Raw genomic sequence first — 18116 nt, 5'->3', positions numbered from 1 at the left:
GGACGTCACAGCGGGGTGATCTGCACGCCTGTCAGGTCGGCACGGACCAGGGAACGGTCGGGCACCGGCTCCCAGCCGGGGCCGTCGTCGAGCGGTTCGGACGCGATCAGCACCGCCTCCTCGCTCCGGTGGACGAAGAGGGAGTCGCCCCAGGTGGTGGCGGCCAGCGCGGCGCCGTCGGCGGCGAGCAGGTTGTAGCGGCCGGCGGCGAGGGCCGCCACGTCCGCCACCGCGCCGGCGAGCCCTTCGGCCAGCGGTCGGCCGGCCCGCCAGTGCCGGACGGCCAGCCCGAACAGCAACGCGGAGTCCACCGGGGCGCGGGCGTCGGGCACCGTGGCGAGGTCGCCGGCGAGTTCCCGCAACTTGAACTCCACCCCGGGGAAGTCGCGCACCACCCCGTTGTGGCTGAACAGCCGGCCGTCGCAGCGGAACGGCTGGGCGCACGACTCGTCCACCGGGAAGTCCAGCGTGGCCGAGCGGACGGCCGCGACGGCGCAGCCCGCCGCCAGTTCACCGGCCACCTCCTGGAACGACCGGTCCGACCACAGCGGCTGGGCCCGCCGGAACCGCACCGGGGCGGCTCCGGCGGCCGGGTACCAGCCGACGCCGAACCCGTCGGCGTTGAGCAGGTTGCCCTGGGTCATCCGGGGCGCGTACGTCTGGCGTTCCAGCGAGTGCGTCCCCCCGTACACCAGCGCGGCCAGCGTGCGGGGCGGTCCCAGGTAGCCGAGGTGACGGCACATCAGGCGGCGTCCCGGGCGCACCGGAAGCCGGCGAAGATCTGCCGCCTGATCGGGTAGTCCCAGTTGCGGAAGGTGCCCCGGGCGGCCAGCGGGTGGGTCGCCCAGGATCCGCCGCGCAGCACCTTGTAGTCGGCGCCGAAGAACACCTCCGAGTACTCCTTGTAGGGGAACGACCGGAACCCGGGGTAGCCGCGGAAGTCCGAGGACGTCCACTCCCACACGTCGCCGACCAGCTGCCGCACGCCGTAGGCGGAGGCGCCGCGCGGGTAGGCCCCCGCCGGGGCCGGGCGCAGCGCGCGCTGGCCCAGGTTGGCACGGGTGGCGTCCGGCGGGTCGTCGCCCCAGGGGTGGCGGCGCGAGCGGCCCGCGGCCGGGTCCCAGCGGGCGGCCTTCTCCCACTCGGCCTCGGTCGGCAGCCGCCGGCCCGCCCACCGGGCGTACGCGTCGGCCTCATACCAGCACACGTGCTGCACCGGCTCGTCCAGCGGCACCGGCTCCACCCGGCCGAACCGGCGGCGCAGCCACTGCACGCCCTCGCGGAACCAGAAGCCGGGGGCGCGCCGCCCGGACGAGCACCGCCACTCCCAGCCCGCCGGGTCCCACCAGCGCTCGTCGTCGTAGCCGCCCGCCGCCATGAACGCCAGGTAGGCGCCGGCGGAGACCGGAACGGTGTCGATGTAGTAGGCGGGCAGGTCCACGAGGTGGCCGGGCCGCTCGTTGTCGTACGCCCACGGGTCGTCTTCGGCGCCCATCACGAAGGGGCCGGCCTCGACCAGCACCTCGTCCCGGCCGGGCCCGCCGTCGGCCGGCGCGGCGGCCGGGTCGGGGTCGGGCAGGGCGGCGTCCCTGCGCAGCTGGTGGGTGGCCAGCATGGTCTCGTCGTGCTGGTGCTCGTGCTGGACGACCATCCCGTACACGAAGCCGCCCGCGGTCAGCGGGTTGTCCGGGCGGAAACGGACGTCCTCCAGCGTGCCGAGCACCCGGGTGCGGACCTCGGCGATGTACGCCCGGGCCTCGTCGGGGGGCAGTAGCGGCAGCTTGGGCCGCTCGGCCCGGGGGTGCTCGAACGCGTCGTACAGGCCGTCGATCTCCGGGCGCAGCGGGTCGCCGCCGGCGGCGGCGCGCAGCAACCACAGCTCCTCGTAGTTGCCGATGTGCGCCAGGTCCCAGACCAGGGGCGACATCAGCGGGGAGACCTGGGTGAGGAGTTCGGGGGTGGCGAGGACGTCGGTGGTCAGTCCCAGGCTGCGGTCGCGGGAGGCGCTGAGCTCGGCGGCGATCAGCTCCTTCAGCGCGTCCTCGTCCTGGACGGGAGTGGTGGGCACGGCGGTTCCTCCTCTGCTGTGCCGGGCGGGCGGGGTGGTCGGTGGGGTGGTCGATGGGGTGGCGGCCGGGCCCGCGGCCGGACCGGTGGTCGGACCGGTAAGGAGGTCGTCCGCCGGGCAGCGGCCGCGTTCGACGTAGCGGGCGGCGTACTCGTCGACCAGCGGCACCAGGTCGGCCGCGCCCAGCCGGGGCAGCGCCTCCCGGGCCGCGTCGAAGCAGCTCCGGGCGGCGGCGGCCAGGGCAGGGTCGGTCAGCGCGCGGACCGCGGCGGTCCACCACCGGCCCGCCACCGGCTCGGTCGCGGCGGCGGCCGTGGCGGCGGCCCGCGGGTCGTCCAGCAGGGCGGCGGCGACCGCGACCGGAACCGGCCAGTAGCGCTCGGGCAGCGCGTCGATCATCCGCAGTTCCAGCCAGCCGCGCGGGCGCACCGGCGGGAACAGCGTGGACAGGTGGTAGTCCAGTTCCTCGGGGCCGGGTTCCCCGGTGGCCAGCCACTGCGCGAACGTCAGGCCCGGGTCGGGCCGCCAGCCGCCGTCCGGATCGCGGATCAGCATCAGCCGGGCGTCCAGGACGTACCGGGTCCAGGCTTCGACCGGGTCGTCCCCGACGGGCGCCGCCGTGCGGCCCGGGTCGAGCTCGGCCCAGATCGCGTGCCGGGTGGAGCGCAGCCCGGTACGGCGGCCCGCGCGCAGCGGCGAGTTGGCGAAGGCCGCCACCAGCACCGGTCCGAGGGCGTGCGCCAGCCGCCAGCGTTCCCGCAGGCCGGCCTGGTCGGCGCCGATGTCGACGCAGACCTGGATCGAGGCGCTGGTGCACATCATGGCGGGGCCGGCGGGGCAGCCGAAGTAGGCGTCCATGCACCGGTAGCGGTGGTCGGTGTGCTGGAGCAGCGGCGGCCGGACGGGATCGACCCCGTGCCCGGCGAGGGCGAGCCCGGCACCGGCCAGCCGGCCGGTGACCGTGGCGATGTCGGCGGCCAGCGCCCGGTGCAGGGGGGCGATCCCGCCGGGTTGCGGGGCGGAGCTGAGTTCGAGCTGGCCGCCCGGCTCGAAGGTGATCCGGCTGCCGCCCGGCAGCCGGTCGCCGGCCTGGCCGACCAGGGCCCGCACGCGGTCGAGGGGCACGTGCGCGGCGGGGTCTGCGAGGTCCACCACCAGCCACTCCGTCTCGGCGCCTACCGTGCCGGGCGGGCCCGTCTTGAAGCAGACGCCGCGTATGTGGTCGTAGACGTCCTCGACGGTGAGTGGCATCCGGAACCTCCTGTGGGACACGCTCCGATGCCCTTCCCGACTGAACCGGATCAGTAATCCGCCTAAACCAGAAAAACAGGATGAACACGCCCTGCCGTTGTGTGAAATCACAGGCCTAGGCAGGCGTGCCACCGTGCGCTAGCGTCCCGTTTTCCATAGGTTTGGCAGCTCTGCCATGATCTGCTCGGACTCCTCCCGCTCACCGTCGCGACCGGAGGTCACATGAGGGACCCGGAGCGCCTCTACGACGCCCACGCGGACCGGCTGTACTCCTACTGCTGGTCCCTGGTCGGCGACGACGCCGCCGCGGCCGTGGCCGAAACGTTCGCCGTGGCGACGCGGCACCCGCCGCGCGGCGACGCGGTGCTGTGGATGTACGCCCTGGCGCGCGACGTCTGCGTCCGGCGGGGCGCCCTCGACCGGGCCTTCGGCCGGCTCCGGGACCCCGACCCGCTGCTGCGCGCCGCCGCCGCGCTGCGCGCCGACCACCGCGAGGTGCTGCTGCTGGCGGCGGGCGAGTGGCTGGACGTCCCCGACATCGCCCGGGTGCTGCACCTGGCCCCCGACACGGTGCTGCAGATGCTGTACCTCGCCCGGACCCGCCTGGAGCGGACCGTGCTCGACATGCTGATGCGCGGGCCGGTCTCACCGCACCACCACGACGTGATCTCCGCCTTCGAGAAGGGCCGGCTGCCGGCGCTGCTGGCCCGGCGGGCCCCCGGCCGGGCGCCGGCCTGGCTGCGGGCCGACACGGTCGCCGCCTGCACGGCCGCCGCCACGCTGCCGCACACCGCCGTCGACTCCCCGGTGGGCACCGCCACCGCGCCGCTGATCACGATCGGTGCGCCCGCCGCCCGGCAGGGCCGCAAGGCGCGGCGCGCGGGCGAGGTGTTCGGGCTGGCCGCGTGCGTCGCCGCGGTGGCCGGGCTGGCCTCGATCTGGCCGTCCGGCGGGACGGGCTCCCCCGGCGACGCGTTCGGCTCCCTGGTCCCGGGCGGGAACGACGGCGTCACCGAGACGCCCGGCGTGACCCCCACCACGGCCCACTCGGCGCGCCCCCGGCTCAGCCCGCAGAACCGGACGGCCACCACCCCCCGGACCGGCGACGCACCGCCGGCCACCGGGACCGCGCCCGCACCCCCGCAACCGGGCTCCTCCCCCGCCCCGGCCGAGCCTCGGCCCGCCCCGCCGGTCACGGTGGTTTCGCCGGTCCCGCCACCGGTGGCCGGGCCGCCGACCGAGACCCCGCCGCCGGACCCGTCGCAACCGCCGACGGAGTCGCCCGAGCCGACCCCCAGCCCGCCCGGGGAACCCACCCCCACGCCCGAGCCCACCGACCCAGGCGACGACGGCGGGATCTTCCCGCTCCTGCCTTAGAGGATCGGGCCGTCCACCGGGGTGTTCCCGCGGCGGACCAGGAGGGCGAGGCCGGTGGCGGCCAGGGCGACCACGCCGGCCACGGTCATCGCGCCCTGGAAGCCGTCCATGAAGGCCAGGTGGCTGCCCTCGACGATGGCCCGCGCGGCGTCCGGCGGGGTGCCGGGCGGCACCGGGGCGACGCCCTGCGCCACGTACTCGGTGGTGCCGGCCAGGCCCTGCGTGGCGGCCGGTGGGACGCCGGCCTCCGCCAGCCGGCCGGTCAGGACGTCGCCCACCCGGGTGGACAGGATCGTGCCGAGCACCGCGGTGCCGAGCACCCCGCCGACCTGCGAGGCGGTCTGCTGGAGGCCGCCCGCCACCCCGGCGAGGTGGGCGGGGGCGTTGCCGACGATGGCCTCGGTCCCGGCCACCAGCACGAAGCCGAACGCCAGCCCGATGAGCAGGAACCACGGCCAGATCCGGCCGTAGGAGGCGTCGACCCCGATCCCGGACAGGCCGAACAGCGCCGTCGCGGTGAACAGCATCCCGGCGACCAGCGGCGGGCGCGGGCCGTACCGGGCGGTCAGCGCCCCGGCCAGCGGTGAGGCGACGATGAAAACGGCGGTCATCGGCAGCATCCGCACCCCGGCCTCGACCGGGCTCATGCCGTGCACCTGCTGCATGTAGAGCGTGATGAAGAAGATGGTGCCGAACATGGCGAAGAAGCCGAGGACGATCAGGCCGGTCGCGGCCGACAGCGAGGCCGAGCGGAACAGGCTCAGCGGCAGCAGCGGATGCGGGACCCGCTGCTCGTTGACGGCGAAGGCCACGACGAGCACCGCGGCGGCGGCGAAGGAGACCAGCGGGACGGCGGCGCCGAACCCGTCCTCGCCCGCCTTGATCAGCCCCCAGACCAGGGCGAACAGCGCGCCGGACAGCAGCGCCACCCCGGACAGGTCGAACGCTCCGGCCGCCTCCTCGTCCCGCGACTCGCGGATCACCAGCAGGCCGACGGCCAGCGCGACCGCGCCCAGCGGGAGGTTGAGGAAGAAGACCGACTCCCAGTTGACGTGCTCCACCAGCAGCCCGCCCACGATCGGGCCGCCCGCGATGGAGACGCCCACGGTGGCGCCCCAGATGCCGATGGCGGCGTTGAGCCGCTCGGCCGGGAAGGTGTTGCGCAGAATCGCCAGGCTGGCCGGCTGGAGCAGCGCCCCGGCGAAGCCCTGGAGGACCCGCCAGAAGATGACCATGCCGAGCCCGCCGGAGAGGCCGATCAGTACCGAGGAGACGGCGAAGCCGACCACCCCGACGAGGAAGACCCGCCGGCGGCCGAACCGGTCAGCGATCTTGCCGGCGGGGATCAGGGTCACGGCCAGGGCGAGCAGGTAGGCGTTGGTGACCCACTGCAGGCCGGACAGGCCGCCGCCCAGGTCGCGGGCGATCGCGGGGTTGGCGATGGACACCACGGTGGCGTCCAGGCCGACCATCATCACGCCGAGCGCGACGGCGACCAGGGTCAGCCAGGGGTGGCCGCGGGTCCGGCGAGTCCGGCGATGCGCGCCGTGGTGGTGATGGTGGTGGGGTGCCGGGTCGGGCGCCAGGACGGCGCTCGGCGAGTCGGACATGCGGTCTGACCTCTCGATATGCCTCTAACGGTGACGAGACCCCAAAGTGTCATGTACTGACATCTGTCGTCAACAGACTTGAGTCACTGAGAGACTTTAGTCATAGAGCGCACATCTTCATCCGCTGCCTGTTGTCATCGGATGACCCGAGCGTTACACTCCGCCCATGACCGTGACCGAGCCCACGGGACGGCGCGAGCGCAAGAAGTTGCGCACCCGCGAGGCCCTGATCAGCAGCGCCTTCGAGCTGTTCGCCCGCAAGGGCTTCGAGGCCACGACGGTCGAGGAGATCGCCGACGCCGTCGACGTCTCCTCCCGCACGTTCTTCCGCTACTTCGCCTCCAAGGAGGACGTGGCGCTCACGTTCCAGGAGGAGCAGCACGCCGCCCTGCTGGCCGCGCTGGCGGCCCGCCCCGCCGACGAGCCGATCATGACGGCGCTGCGGCGCACCGTGGTAGGCATCGCCCGGGCCTGCGAGCAGGGCGAGCAGGGCTTCGACCCCGACCGGTTCCAGTGCCTGCAGAGCCTGATGGCCAGCAGCTCGGCCCTGCTGGCGAGCAGCCTGGAACACTCCCAGAAGAAGCAGGCCGACCTGACCCGTGCGGTCGCCGACCGGATGGGCCTCGACCCCGCCACCGACCTGCGCCCGCACGTGGTGGCCGCGACCGCCATCTGCACCATGAACGCTGCGGCCGACGCGATGCGCGCCGGCGTCCTCGGCGACGCGTGCCTGGCCGAAACCGCCGACCGCGCCTTCGCCATCCTCGACGAGGGCTGGGACCCGCCGCGAGCCTGAGCCGCACTGAGATACCCCTCATCGGGGACGTTGCCTTGCCCGATGAAGCATCATTGCGCCTGCTCACAGAAACAATGGAGAGGTACTCATGACCGTCTGGAGGAAGTCCAGCCACAGCGGCGGCTCCTCGACCCACTCCGACTGCATTGAGGTGGCCCGACTCAACGGAGTCATCGCGTTCCGCGACTCCAAGGCCCCCGGCACCGGCCACATCACCATCCCCGCCGAGAATTTCGCCGTTCTCGTGGCACGGCTGAAGAGCACCCGGTCGAACCTCTGACGGAACAAAGGCGAGACCAGCCATCTCGTCACCAACAACCACGACTACGCGGTGGTGAGCACTGATGGCGGCGGTGTAGTTCTCCGACCACGCATTGACAACCGCCGCGTGATGATCTGCCCGTTCACTACGGTGGACGGATGGGCGAACCCGGTGAGAACCTGTCCGCCGGAGAACCGCGCGGAGCCGTCGTGATCATCACCAACCGGCGCGGGGAACTCCTGCTCCACCTCCGCGACGACATCGACGGCATCGCCTGGCCCGGCCACTGGAGCCTGCTGGGCGGCGGATGCGACCCCGGCGAGAACCCCACCGACGCCATCGTCCGCGAACTCCACGAAGAAGCCGGACTCACCGTCCACAACCCGGCCAAGCTCTTCGAAACCAAGGACGTCCACGGCTCCGGCCAGCTCATCACCTTCTTCGCCACGACCTGGGACGGCGACGAGACGCGGCTACCACTCGCCGAAGGCGTCAAGCTCCAGTTCTTCGCCCCCGAACACCTCGCCCACCTGACCATTCCCCCCTACATCCGTCAGGGCATCCTCCGCTTCCTCAGCTCCCCACCCGTCCAGTAAGGCTCACCCTGAAAACGGGTGCGACAGTGGACGAGATCAAGGTGGGCGTATGGGGGCGGTCAGGAATGGCCTCGAATGGCGTGCGGCCGGTACGGAGCTTCGAGCCTGGTGGCCTCGTCGGCGTCGAGTTCCACGTCGAGCGCGGCAACCGCGTCGTCGAGATGCCCGGTCCGGCTGGCGCCGATGATCGGTGCCGTCACGCCAGATCTGCCCAACAGCCAGGCAAGGGCGATCTGAGCCGACGGAGTCCGGCGCTTGCCGGCGATCGTGTTCAGCACGTCCACGACATCGAAGTCGGACTCGTCATAGAGCCGGTCCGCGAAGGTGTCGTTGCGGGCGCGGACCGTCTGGCCGCCTTCCCGGGTTCGAGTACCGGCCAGCAGGCCCCGGGCCAACGGGCTCCAGGGGAGGACGCCGATCCCCTGGTCCAGGCAGAACGGGATCATCTCCCGCTCCTCCTCCCGGTAGACCAGGTTGTAGTGGTTCTGCATCGAGACGAACCCTGCCCAGCCATGACGTTCGGCAGTGAAGATCGCTTTGGCGAACTGCCAGGCGAACATGCTGGAGGCTCCGAGGTAGCGGATCTTCCCTGACCTCACGAGATCGTTCAGCGCTTCGAGCGTCTCCTCGATCGGGGTCTCGGGATCCCAGCGGTGGACCTGGAACAGGTCGATATGGTCGGTGTTCAGCCGTCTCAACGAAGCCTCGACGGCGGCGAACAGGTGCTTGCGCGACAGGCCCCGATCGTTGGGTCCCTGCCCCATCGGCGAGTTGGCCTTGGTCGCGAGCACGTAGTCGTCACGGCTCGGGAAGATCTTCGCCAACAGACGGCCCGTGATCTCCTCGCTGACACCCTGCGAGTAGACGTCCGCCGTGTCGAAAAAGATCACGCCCAGGTCGGCGGCCCGGCGGACGATCGGCTCGGCCTCATGCTCGTCGAGCATCCACGGACGCCACTGCTTGGACCCGAAACCCATCATGCCGAGACAGATGCGCGAGACCTTCAGCCCCGAGCCCCCGAGCCGTGCGTACTCCATCTCCCTCCTTCGTCAGACGGCGAGCGCTTGGAACTGATCATCCAGTTCTCTCACGCATGGGAGGGTCTCCCAGTTCGCAGGGAATCTCTGCCTGACCCCCGCCGAACGCTGGATTCCCATGTCGTACCGTTCGGCTGCGGCCAGCTCGATCGACTTCGCGAGCGAGTCGCACGCGGCTTCGGCCTCGCCGGTCTCGACCAGCGCGAGAGCCTGGTGTGCGTGAGTGGCCACCTTGCGGCGCCCGTTGTGCGCGGCCCTCTGAACGGACGCGAACGTTCGGGACGCGTCGTCCGCCTTGCCATCAAGAGCGAGGATGACGCCTTGCACACTGCGCAGGTGGCCACCCATCCCTTGCCCGTAGTTCTGCCGGGAGAAGAAGCCGGTGAGAACGCCCCGATCGCGTGCGCCGAGTTCCTTGGCGGCGGTGTGGGCATCTGCCCGGGCGGCCACCAGATCGCCGAGCGCGGCGTGTTGATCGGCTCGCCAGGTCGCGAGCCAGCCTTTGGTGAAGGGGTCGGTATGCATCGACGGATCGAGAGCCTCGTCCAGGAGCGCCAAGGCGCGCCGGGGTCGGCCCCCTTGACCTCCTCTAGGCGCCGAGGAGTACAGGTAGCTCAAGGCACCGAGAGCACGAGCCCGCAGAGGCCGCTCTCCGCTGAGAGAACCGATTTCGCATGCGGTCGAGAGGTACCTGAGCGCGAGTGTGCTGCGGTGCATGTGGCAAGCCCACAGGCCGACTTGGCAGTGAACCCCGACGATCAGAGAGGTGAGGTCGGCACGAACGGAGTCGCTCATGGGTAGGTCGATGAGCTGGAGCAGGTTGTTGGCGAGGGCGATCGTGGGCGGCATGCTGATGCGCGGGTCGCCGCCACGGTAGAGACCTGCGAGCGTCTCGGCGAGTTCCTCGCTGGCCCTGATCAGGCGCCGGTCGACCCTGGCGGGGATGCCCGACCCGGCGACCCGTTCGAGGGCTTCGAGCGCGTCAGGCGTCGCCGCGTGGGCGAACGCCGTCCAGAACAGGCCCAACGCTTGGCGCCGCTTCGAGGAACTCCCCTCCTCTCCCGCATCGATCCGGTCCAGGAACGCCAGCGCCGCGCGGCGGTCCGTCTCGGCCTCTTGCGCGGCCTGCTCATACTGCCCGGCGAGCAACGTCTCAATCTCGTCGTGTGCCCTCGCGAACTCATCATGGGTGCCGAGCACTCGATCGCAGCGTGCCCAGAAGTCCCGGGCGACGTGCTGACGTCCGGTCTCGACATTGGCGACCGTGCTTCGGCTGTAGCCGGTGAGCGGAGCGAACAAGTTCTGGTTGAGGCCCTTTGACCTGCGCGCAGCGGCAAGGCGTCGTCCCAGCGCGCGGCGGGCCTCGGTCACGGAATCACTCGCGGCCATGCCCGACCTCCGTCCGGCACCTTCAATCTGTCAGCAGATTGTCGCAGATCGTGCGCAAAGCCGCTGGCGACTCGGCAACGGCGGTTTCCTCGACACGGGGCCGATGTCCAGCCGGGCACCGGCACGAACCACGAAGGCGCTTCCGCTCCGCTGCTCTGACCGCACAAACGAGTTGCTGAGCACCCTCGGGAAGCCATCACCCACCCAGGAGACCTCGCATGGCTCCGCGTCCGGATCGGTCAAACACATGCCGTCAGACTTTCGCCCCGGGAAGGGCTGCCCCGACAAGAAAACCGAGAGCCGCAAACTCGTCGCGCTCCCCGCTGCCGCCCGCGAGGCCCGTCTGCTGGTTCGGGACTCCCTTCCCCAATGGGGTCTCACTGCGTTCGCGGACGACTGCGCGGTCGCCGTAAGCGAGTTCGTGACCAACAGCGTGCGGCACGCCCAGCCCCTCGCGTTCATCGGGGTGGCGCTGCGGCTCACCGAAACCCACCTCGTCGCCGAGGTGCATGACGCCTCATTCGCCCAGCCCAAGCCCAGAAAGGCCACCGAAGACGATGAGGGCGGCCGCGGGCTCCCGCTGATCGAGGCGCTGACCGACCAGTGGGGCCACTACCAGACCGATGACGGCAAGGTCTGCTGGGCCGCCTGGAAGCTCGACGGACAACTCTCCGACGAACCCTAGAACTGCATCGGAAGGCCATTGTGAAACGCTCACTGATCATCGACACCAACGCGAACTCCTGCTATTTCCGGACGTCCGTGGCCGGCGATGGGAGGAAGGCTCTCATCCAGATCACCGAACGTTGCAATCTCCACTGCGCCCACTGCTTCGTGTCCTCCGGGCTCAAGGGCACGGACATGTCCTACGAGGACATCAGCATCAAGGTCGTTCCGAGGCTCCAGAGTGCGAGAGTCGAGCGCATCACCCTCACCGGCGGGGAGCCGTTCGTACATCCTCAGATCATGGAGATCTGCCAACGGATCACCAACCTCGGGCTGCCCTTGGGGATCTGCACCAACGCAACCCAGGCCAGCGACGAGCAGATCGAGGAACTCGCCGCCATGGGCAATGTCCATGTCAACGTGAGTCTCGACGGTTTCAGGCCTGAAAGTCACGGCAAGTTCCGGGGCAACGTCGGCTCGTTCGAGACGACCGTCGAGACGACCCGGAAGTTCGCCGAAGCCGGGCTGCTTCAGGGCTTACTCTCAACCCCCAACTCGCTGACAGACGTGGAAGAGTTCACCGCGCTCTGCGAGTTCGCGGTCGAGATCGGTGCCGGATACGTGCTCATGAACCCCCTCTCCTCATTCGGGCGAGGAGTGAAGAGCCAGGGGCGCATGGCCGCCGACGTCGGGAAAATGCGTGCGATCTTCAAGGCCACCGAGCGGTTCCGTGACCGCGGTGTCGACCTCGTACACATCCGGTTTCCGAATGACGACAAGCCGCTCTCAGGGTGCGATGCCGGGAAGCTGATCTACGTCTTCGCGGATGGGCTGACCGCTGTCTGCCCCTACCTCGTCTTCGCCGCACGGACTCCGCAGTCTCAGCACCCCGACTCGGACTTTCTCGTCGGCAACATCCTCGACGGCGAGGTCGCGAACGGCCTCGACGATTACGATCTCGCGGCCACCCTCCAGATGGGCGCCAACGGCAAGTGCGGGAGTTGCGCCCTGGAACCTTCATGCGGGAAGGGGTGCCCTGCTGCGGTGATCTCGCGCGGTCGGCTGATCGGCGAGGTGGACGTCGAGCAGTGCCCCGTTCCCGACAGTGACGATCTGCCCTTGCTTCAGATCGGCCGGCGACCGGTATGAGCGGCGTCTTCCTCGTGATCGAAGGTCCGAACGGCGTCGGAAAGTCCACCGCCGCGGTCTTGCTGGCCAAGCAGTTCCGTGATCGCCGAATCCGTGTCCACCTGACCACTGAACCCTCGGCAACGCCGCTGGGAAGGATGATCCGAGCGAGCGAATCCCAGTTGTCGGGGCGAGCGCTCGCGCTCGCCATCGCCGCCGATCGCTGCGCCCATGTGGAGCGGGAGATCATTCCAGCGCTCAACTCCGGGAAGGTCGTCATCAGCGACAGGTTCGTTCAATCGTCGCTGGTCTTGCAGAGGCTCGACCGTATGGAGTTACCGGAGATCTGGCAGTACAACCGCTTCGTACCGTCTCCCGACCTCTCGTTCTACCTCGAGGACGACCCGAACACGATCACGGCTCGATTGAAGGAACGGCAGAGGCTCTCACGACTCGAACGCACCGGTTCTCCCACCACCGAACTCGACCTGTACGAAGAGGCGTATCGCTTCCTCGGCCGACGCCGCTGGCGGCAGGCCAAGATTGACTGCCGAGGGCTTGCTCCCGACGAAGTCGTCTCCGCAATGATCAACCGGATCGAGCTCCTCGGTCTGCTCGCGAACGTGAGGTAACCCTGTGCTCGACCTTCTGACCGTCAACCTCGGCGCCGCCAGCCGCAAGCGAGCCGAAGGGCTCCTGTCATGGCTTGCCCTGCGGCCCGAACAGGTCTTCCTGCTGACCGAGACCAGCGCCGGGGCCGGCACGTCATACCTGCTCGAACGCTTTCGCCGAGCCGGCTATCACGTCGTCAAGACACCGGACGTCGGTGATCGGGGTGCCGCGCTGGTGAGCAGGGTGTCGGTGGTCTCCGAGCTGACCATGGACGTCACCGTTCCCGGGCGCGTGGCGGCTGCCGTCCTGGACACCGAGCCGAGGATCCTGGCGATCGCGGTGTACGTGCCCAGCCGGGACCGGAGCGTGGAGAAGACGAAGCGCAAGCGGGACTTCCTCGCTTCACTACTCGCCGCGCTCGACGGCATATCCGAGCAGTCGAGGGGCGCCCTCGTGCTGGGTGGCGACTACAACGTGATCGATCGTGACCACCGGCCCCGATATCGAACCTTCCTGCCCTTCGAGTACGAGTTCTTCGAGAGGCTCAGCGCGCGAGAACTCCTCGACGCTCATCTCCATCTCTCGCCGGATGATCAGCCGCACAGCTGGGTTGGTAGAACGGGCGACGGTTACCGATACGACTACTTCCATGTCGATGCAACGCTCGCCGACCGAATCATGGTGTCGGCCTACGTGCACGGTGTACGCGAGGAGCGCCTCACTGATCACTCCGCCGTGAGCCTGGCCCTCGATGCGACCATCCTGAGCATGCTGCACACCACCCGGCCGACCGAGGACAGTGAGCCGATCGAGACACTCCGTCTCTACTGAAGAAGGGCCGCGCGCACGATCGAGTCATAGGTCTCGGTCGTGCGTTCCAGGCGCGCGCCCAATGACCGGGCGAACTCGTCCAGCTCGGCCTGCACGAGTTCGCCGTCCTCGCCCTGGCCGAGAACCTTCTCGATCTCCAGGAAGGATCCCGCGTGCTCGACCTCGTCGAGGCACAGCAACAGCTCGCCGAGCCGCGCCGTCCGCCGGGTCTTCACGATCCGGACGGTCGGGTAGAAGCCCATCAGCTCGACCGCGCGCCGCATCTCCTCGCGGTCGGTGACCTCGCTCTCGTGCTCGATGCACGCCATCTCGTTGGCGACCGGCCGCTTCACGGTGAACAGGTGCCGGCCCGCCTGCGTCCGGAGCCGGGCGAACGGCACTCCGACCTTGCTCTGCCCGTAGCTCCAGCCGCCCTGCGCGAAAGCCTGGTCGTCCTGATGGACCGGTTCGGAGAGGATCACCCCGCGCGCCGCCAGCTCGCGCTCCAGGTCGTCGAGGTCGAAAACCCTGTACTTGACCTCGATCTCCTGCGGTCCGCTCATTCCCGCCCCCGCCCCCGCTCCCACGGCCACCATCCGGAGGAGCCTAGCCCGCGGACCCCTCAGGCGCTGAGGATCAGGCCGCTGGTGGGGACGCCGGTGCCCGCGGTGACCGCGACGTGTTCGACGTCGGCCACTACGAGACGCGGGACCAACCCCCTGGGAGGATCCGCGGCCATTACGGCCTCCAGGGCCTGTCCGACAGGCGGGTTACGGGCCGACCGGTGTATCGTTTTCACCGCTTATGGGCGGGGTTGTTTGACAAATGTTGAGTGGGCGCGGCTGGAGCCACACCTGCGCAAGCATGGAGGAGTGCGTCGGGTGAGCAATGTAATGGCCATGAGGTTTTCCCAGGCGAGCACCCGCGACGGCGCCCCGGCGCAGATCATGGGCGTGGTCGACTTCTCCGACGGATCTGGACCGACCCGGGTGGTCGCGCACGCGGAGCGCGAACTGCCGCCGGGCGGCATACCCGCGTACCTCGAGGCCCGCCGCAGCGGCGCGCGCTCCTTCGTCCTGTGGGCCGACGTGTACCGCAAGGAGCGGGTGGCCACCTTGGTGACCCAGTCGGCCGCCGGCGGTGTCGCGGTGTTTCAGGTGTTCGGTACGCACGGCGAACTCATCGGCACGCTCGTGCGGGAGAAGGCGCTCCGCGGCAGGGGCCTGCGCACCCGCTGGACCGTGTCCCAGCCCGGCGGCCCCGAGGCGGTGGGCTTCAAGGGCCGGATCGTCTGGTGGTGCCTGTGGTGGCTGTCGCTGCCCATGCAGGTGCTGATCCTCCTGGTCACCATTTTCGACAGCATCCCCGGCAATGAGGCTGGTGTCATGCGTCCCCCCCGGCGCATCAGGTGGCGCGCGCGCGGCCGGCTGCTGCTGGAGTTCAGATCCAAAGGCAGCAAGCTGCATCTGCACGCGCCGGAACTGGACTGGCGGCTCGGGGCTGCGCTAATCGTCCTGCTGCGCACCTTCGGTGCCACCTCGTGGGACTCCGGGAAGAAGTGACCGGCCGGTCACGTCCTGCATCGCGGGCACGGCCGCCTCGCCCGTGCCCGTCAGCGGTGAGGTTGGTGTTCCGGGGCCGCACACAGTAGAACTGGGCCCATGTACGACCAGCAGCCAGTCCCTCACCCAGCCCAGATGCCCGGTGCGTACGCGCCACCGCAGGCCCCGGCGGTCAGCGCCGGCTACCGGCGATGGGCCGGCGTTCTCCTCGGGCTCGCGATCATCATCGCGGTCCTCATGGTGGTCGCGTTCGTGGTGAGCATCGTCCTCCTCGCACTGGCGGACGCGGACACGAGGAACGCCGCCTACGGTTACCTCGCCATCGTTCTCTGGGTCGGGATCGCCGCCGCGATCCCGGTCCTGCTCGCGGTCGCCATCCCCGGTGTGGCCATGAGGCGGCGGGTGCGGCAGCAGCGGCGGGCGGGGATCATCCCTTCGTGAGCGCGACGACGCCGACGAACCCGCCGCAGGTGCCGGGAAGGCGGCGGAAGAGCGGGCTCAGGCGCTGAGGATCAGACCGCTGGTGGGCACCCCGGTGCCCGCCGTGACCAGGACGTGCTCGACGCCGGGCACCTGGTTGGCGGCGGTGCCGCGGATCTGGCGGACGCCCTCGGCGATGCCGTTCATGCCGTGGATGTACGCCTCACCCAGCTGACCCCCGTTCGGGTTGACCGGCAGCCGACCATCGATCTCGATCCCTCCATCGGAGATGAAGTCGCGCGCCTCACCCCGGGCACAGAAGCCTAGTTCCTCCAGTTGGATCATGACAAAAGGCGTGAAGTGGTCGTAGAGAATCGCCGCCTGGACGTCGCCCGGCGCCAGCCCGGAGTCCCGCCAGAGGCGGTCGCCGACCACGCCCATCGCGGGCAGCGCCGCCACGTCGCCGGTGTAGTAGCCGAACATCATCATCTGGTCGGGGCCGGTGCCCTGGGCCGCCGCCGCGATCACCGCGGGCGGGTGCGGCAGGTCGCGCGCCCGTTCCACCGAGGTCACCACGACCGCCACCCCGCCGTCGGACTCCTGGCAGCAGTCGAACAGGCGCAGCGGATCGACGATCCACCGGGACGCCTGGTGCTCCTCCAGCGTGATCGGCCGGCCGTGGAACCAGGCCCGCGGGTTGGTCGCCGCGTGCCGGCGCATCGCCACCGCCACCCGGCCGAAGTCCTCGCCGGTGGCGCCGTACTCGTGCATGTAGCGGCGGGCCTGCATGGCCACCCAGGCCGCGGGGGTGGCGAACCCGTAGGGCAGGTGCCAGGAGAACTCCAGGCCCGTGGAGCCGGTGCGCCCGGCCGGGGCCGCCTGGCCGAACCGCTGGCCGGAGCGCTCGTTGAACGCCCGGTAGCAGACCACCACCTCGGCCTGGCCGGTGGCGACCGCCATCGCGGCGTGCGCCACGGTGCCGCACGCCGCGCCGCCGCCGTAGTCCACCCGGGAGAAGAACCGCAGCGCCGGGATGCCCAGCTCGCGCTGCACCGCGATCTCGGCGTTGGCGTCCTGGGTGAAGGTGACCAGCCCGTCGACGTCGGCGGGGGCCAGCCCGGCGTCCCGGATCGCCGCCAGGCACGCCTCCGCGGCCAGCCGCAGTTCCGAGCGGCCCGAGTCCTTGGAGAACTCCGTCGCCCCGATCCCCGCGATCGCCGTCCGGCCCGAGAGCGTCATCGGTTCCCCTCCGCCAGCCGCACGGTGGCGGTCACGTGGTCGCCGAGGGACACCGCGCCGCGCACCTCGACCGTGTGTTCGCCGGTCCGCCGCCCGGTGAGGGTCAGCGTGTCCCCCGCGTAGGCGGGGGCTCCCAGCCGGATCGAGATGCCCGCGATCGCCGCCCCCGGCAGCAGGCCGGTGACGTACCGCTGCACCAGGCCCATGGTGGTCAGGATGTTCAGGAAGACGTCCTTGCCGCCCTGCGCCCGGGCGGCCGCGGGGTCGTGGTGCACCGGCATGAAGTCGCGGGTGGCCAGCGCGGCCGCGATCACGAAGGTGGGGGTGAGCTCGATGGCCAGCGCGTCCGGCGGGACGGGTTCCTCCGCCGCCGGCTCCGGTTCCAGGGCGTCCACCGGGGTCCACTGCGCCAGGACGAGGTCGTCGTCCACCCGCTCGAAGACCGCCCGGACGGGCAGGCCGACCGTCACCTCCTCCGGCGGGCAGCCGACCACGTTCCCGACCATCCGCACCCCCTCGTCCAGGTCGACCAGGGCGACCACGTAGGGCGGGGTGCGGCCCGGCACCGGCGGGTGGTGGTGCACGACGTGGCTGTGCACGCTCCCCCGGCCGGACGCCACCGTGTACCCCCGCTCGGTGGAGTGGCACCGCGGGCACATCGGGCCGGGCGGGTGCCGGAGCGCCCCGCACCCGGCGCAGCGCTGGATCCGCAGCTCCCCCGCGGCCGTGCCCGCCCAGAAGAACTCGGTGTCCCGGCTGGTCGCGGGATGCGGCACCTGCCCGGTGGGCGGCGCCGGCGGGCGGGGCCGGAACTTCAGCACCCGGAACAGCATCTCCCCGACACGCTCGCCGGTCTCGTCGTACCAGGTCTGGTACCAGGTGACGAAGTACCCCTCGCCCAGGGCCGTCCGCTTGGGCCCGGCGATCCCGGCGAACCGGGAGGCCGAGCTCAGGTGCTCGCCGTGCCGCAGCGGGCGGTCGTAGGACTGCTCGCAGTCGGTGGCGACGATGCCGGTGTACCCCTCCTCGTCCAGCAGCCGCAGCAGTTCGTCGGCGGCGCCGCGGCCGTGCACCACGCCCTGCCCGGGCATCGACCAGACCTGGATCATCGCCGGCGGGGCGACCCCCGCCACCGGGTCGAGGTACTCCGGGGTGGTGTCGCCGATCGCCTGCGTCCAGGTGCGGATCGCGGCGAGGCCGATCGGGTCGGGGCAGGGCGCGGGCGGGGACTCGCCCGCCCCGGCCAGCCGCGCCGCGAGCTTCGTCAGCCGTTCGTCCAGGTCGTTCACAGGG

At 70.8% G+C, this 18116-nt stretch carries 18 protein-coding genes and 1 pseudogene; 10 read left to right on the top strand and 9 right to left on the bottom strand.

Annotation, left to right across the window (positions count from 1 at the left end; translation table 11 throughout):
• Nucleotides 1–5: 5 nt before the first annotated feature.
• The 3 genes and pseudogenes from egtC to egtA form a co-directional block, all read right to left on the bottom strand.
• Nucleotides 6–743, bottom strand: coding sequence for an ergothioneine biosynthesis protein EgtC (gene egtC / locus DPM19_RS20770; RefSeq protein WP_111869674.1), 738 nt, complete (start codon nucleotides 741–743; stop codon nucleotides 6–8).
• The gene (egtB, locus tag DPM19_RS35375; protein ID WP_199485205.1) at nucleotides 743–2068 is read right to left on the bottom strand and encodes an ergothioneine biosynthesis protein EgtB; all 1326 of its coding nucleotides are present in this window, start codon (nucleotides 2066–2068) and stop codon (nucleotides 743–745) included. The genes egtC and egtB overlap by 1 nt, the downstream gene beginning before the upstream one ends.
• 93 nt (nucleotides 2069–2161) lie before the next feature.
• A pseudogene (egtA, locus tag DPM19_RS35835) lies at nucleotides 2162–3319 on the bottom strand (ergothioneine biosynthesis glutamate--cysteine ligase EgtA); the annotation flags it as partial.
• A 222-nt stretch (nucleotides 3320–3541) separates the two neighbouring features.
• Here egtA and DPM19_RS20760 point away from each other — a divergent pair.
• The gene (locus DPM19_RS20760; protein WP_111869611.1) at nucleotides 3542–4696 is read left to right on the top strand and encodes an RNA polymerase sigma factor; all 1155 of its coding nucleotides are present in this window, start codon (nucleotides 3542–3544) and stop codon (nucleotides 4694–4696) included.
• Here the strand turns inward: DPM19_RS20760 and DPM19_RS20755 are convergent.
• A complete protein-coding gene (locus tag DPM19_RS20755; protein ID WP_111869610.1) occupies nucleotides 4693–6306 on the bottom strand; it encodes an MFS transporter in 1614 nt (537 codons plus the stop codon). The two genes, DPM19_RS20760 and DPM19_RS20755, sit on opposite strands and share 4 nt — an antisense overlap.
• Nucleotides 6307–6472: 166 nt before the next feature.
• On the opposite strand from DPM19_RS20755, the gene DPM19_RS20750 reads away from it, so the two are divergent.
• From DPM19_RS20750 to DPM19_RS20740, 3 genes are all read left to right on the top strand, one after another.
• A complete protein-coding gene (locus DPM19_RS20750) occupies nucleotides 6473–7102 on the top strand; it encodes a TetR family transcriptional regulator (RefSeq protein WP_111869609.1) in 630 nt (209 codons plus the stop codon).
• 88 nt (nucleotides 7103–7190) lie between these two features.
• On the top strand, nucleotides 7191–7382 hold the full coding sequence (locus DPM19_RS20745) for a DUF397 domain-containing protein (RefSeq protein ID WP_111869608.1): 192 nt from the start codon (nucleotides 7191–7193) through the stop codon (nucleotides 7380–7382).
• Between the two features lie 140 nt (nucleotides 7383–7522).
• The gene (locus DPM19_RS20740) at nucleotides 7523–7960 is read left to right on the top strand and encodes an NUDIX domain-containing protein (RefSeq protein WP_111869607.1); all 438 of its coding nucleotides are present in this window, start codon (nucleotides 7523–7525) and stop codon (nucleotides 7958–7960) included.
• A gap of 59 nt (nucleotides 7961–8019) precedes the next feature.
• Here the strand turns inward: DPM19_RS20740 and DPM19_RS20735 are convergent, their stop codons facing one another.
• Both DPM19_RS20735 and DPM19_RS20730 read right to left on the bottom strand, forming a co-directional pair.
• A complete protein-coding gene (locus DPM19_RS20735; protein WP_111869606.1) occupies nucleotides 8020–8997 on the bottom strand; it encodes an aldo/keto reductase in 978 nt (325 codons plus the stop codon).
• A 12-nt stretch (nucleotides 8998–9009) separates the two neighbouring features.
• The gene (locus tag DPM19_RS20730) at nucleotides 9010–10386 is read right to left on the bottom strand and encodes a helix-turn-helix domain-containing protein (protein WP_111869605.1); all 1377 of its coding nucleotides are present in this window, start codon (nucleotides 10384–10386) and stop codon (nucleotides 9010–9012) included.
• A 247-nt stretch (nucleotides 10387–10633) separates the two neighbouring features.
• On the opposite strand from DPM19_RS20730, the gene DPM19_RS35370 reads away from it, so the two are divergent.
• Genes DPM19_RS35370 through DPM19_RS20710 form a run of 4 tightly spaced genes read left to right on the top strand, consistent with a single transcriptional unit; the run spans nucleotide 10634 to nucleotide 13623 of the window.
• Nucleotides 10634–11071: an ATP-binding protein gene (locus tag DPM19_RS35370; protein ID WP_158566842.1), complete on the top strand. Its 438-nt coding sequence runs from the start codon at nucleotides 10634–10636 to the stop codon at nucleotides 11069–11071.
• A gap of 20 nt (nucleotides 11072–11091) precedes the next feature.
• Complete coding sequence (locus DPM19_RS20720) at nucleotides 11092–12201, top strand: radical SAM protein (RefSeq protein WP_111869603.1); 1110 nt, start codon at nucleotides 11092–11094, stop codon at nucleotides 12199–12201.
• Nucleotides 12198–12812 (top strand): dTMP kinase, encoded by a 615-nt coding sequence (gene tmk / locus DPM19_RS20715; RefSeq protein ID WP_111869602.1) that lies wholly within the window; start codon nucleotides 12198–12200, stop codon nucleotides 12810–12812. Before DPM19_RS20720 ends, tmk begins: the two co-directional genes overlap by 4 nt.
• A 4-nt stretch (nucleotides 12813–12816) precedes the next feature.
• Nucleotides 12817–13623 (top strand): endonuclease/exonuclease/phosphatase family protein, encoded by an 807-nt coding sequence (locus DPM19_RS20710; RefSeq protein WP_111869601.1) that lies wholly within the window; start codon nucleotides 12817–12819, stop codon nucleotides 13621–13623.
• Here DPM19_RS20710 and cyaB read toward each other — a convergent pair.
• Nucleotides 13617–14165 (bottom strand): class IV adenylate cyclase, encoded by a 549-nt coding sequence (cyaB, locus tag DPM19_RS20705; protein ID WP_111869600.1) that lies wholly within the window; start codon nucleotides 14163–14165, stop codon nucleotides 13617–13619. The genes DPM19_RS20710 and cyaB overlap by 7 nt on opposite strands.
• 336 nt (nucleotides 14166–14501) lie before the next feature.
• Between cyaB and DPM19_RS20700 the strand changes: the two genes are divergently transcribed.
• Together DPM19_RS20700 and DPM19_RS20695 are read left to right on the top strand one after the other, a co-directional pair.
• Nucleotides 14502–15164, top strand: coding sequence for a hypothetical protein (locus tag DPM19_RS20700; RefSeq protein WP_111869673.1), 663 nt, complete (start codon nucleotides 14502–14504; stop codon nucleotides 15162–15164).
• A 135-nt stretch (nucleotides 15165–15299) separates the two neighbouring features.
• Entirely contained in the window at nucleotides 15300–15605 is a 306-nt protein-coding gene (locus DPM19_RS20695; protein WP_111869599.1) for a hypothetical protein, read from the top strand.
• Between the two features lie 57 nt (nucleotides 15606–15662).
• Here the strand turns inward: DPM19_RS20695 and DPM19_RS20690 are convergent, their stop codons facing one another.
• A complete protein-coding gene (locus DPM19_RS20690) occupies nucleotides 15663–16823 on the bottom strand; it encodes a lipid-transfer protein (protein WP_111869598.1) in 1161 nt (386 codons plus the stop codon).
• A complete protein-coding gene (locus tag DPM19_RS36390) occupies nucleotides 16820–18112 on the bottom strand; it encodes an OB-fold domain-containing protein (protein ID WP_325050266.1) in 1293 nt (430 codons plus the stop codon). The genes DPM19_RS20690 and DPM19_RS36390 overlap by 4 nt, the downstream gene beginning before the upstream one ends.
• Nucleotides 18113–18116: the final 4 nt, after the last annotated feature.

The sequence above is a fragment of the Actinomadura craniellae genome, from assembly GCF_003289645.1.
GTDB classification, from domain to species: Bacteria; Actinomycetota; Actinomycetes; order Streptosporangiales; family Streptosporangiaceae; genus Actinomadura_D; species Actinomadura_D craniellae.
Note: the sequence above shows the minus strand (reverse complement) of the source record. Positions and strands in the feature narration are given on the sequence as shown.